We start from the raw sequence: 848 nt of genomic DNA, 5'->3' as shown, positions 1-848 counted from the left end.
AGACGTCATCTCATTTGGTGAGTCTGCGATAGCAAATGAGGGTGCAGGCGATGGCGGTGAAGGCGAGGAAGTGTTCGGGCTTGCGTTCGTAGCGGCGGTGCAGGCGGCGGCAGCCGGCGAGCCATGACATGGTGCGTTCGATGGTCCAGCGGTGGCGTCCGAGTCGGGCGGAGGATTCGACGCCTTTGCGGGCGATGCGGTGCCGGATGCCGCGCTTGCTCAGCCAACGGCGCAGGTGGCGGTAGTCGTAGCCCTTGTCGGCGTGGAGTTTGGCGGGCCGCCTGCGGCGTGGGCCGCGGCGGGAGCGGATCGGCGGAATGCCGAGGACGAGCGGTTCGAGGGCCTGGCTGTCGTGGAGGTTCGCCCCGGAGATGCCGATCGACAGGGGCAGACCGGTCCGTTCGGTGATCAGGTGGATCTTCGAGCCCTTCTTGCCTCGATCCACAGGATTCGGACCTGTCAGGTCCCCCCTTTCATCGCCCGCATGTTCACCGAGTCGATCGCGCATCGCGACCAGTCCAACTCCCCACGGGCGCCGAGCTCGTCAAGGACGAGGCGGTAGAGCTTCGCCCACACCCGCGCCTTGGTCCACTCGGTGAACCGGCGGTGCGCTGTCGGCCCGGACGGGCCGAACACGGGCGGCAGCTGATGCCACGTACAGCCCGTCGTCGCCACGAACACGATCGCGGCCAGGACCTCCCGGTCGCCATGCCGCCGCCGACCACCGCCCTGCGGGCGGACCGGAGCGGGAGGAACCACCCGCTCGAACAGCTCGTACAACTCGTCCGGCACCAAACGCTCAACCATCGACACCAGCCCAGGCTACCGAGCCAAATGAGATGACGTCT

At 67.6% G+C, this 848-nt stretch carries 1 protein-coding gene; it reads right to left on the bottom strand.

Annotation, left to right across the window (positions count from 1 at the left end; genetic code table 11):
* Positions 1-10: 10 nt before the first annotated feature.
* Positions 11-807 (bottom strand): IS5 family transposase gene (locus tag ABEA93_RS42040; protein ID WP_345681298.1). Its coding sequence is split into 2 segments (ribosomal slippage): positions 11-469 and positions 472-807, totalling 795 coding nucleotides; the frame shifts between segments, so codons are not numbered across the junction.
* Positions 808-848: the final 41 nt, after the last annotated feature.

It is taken from the genome of Yinghuangia aomiensis (assembly GCF_039542225.1).
Taxonomy (GTDB): Bacteria; Actinomycetota; Actinomycetes; order Streptomycetales; family Streptomycetaceae; genus Yinghuangia; species Yinghuangia aomiensis.
This window is presented reverse-complemented; position numbering and strand designations above follow the sequence as displayed.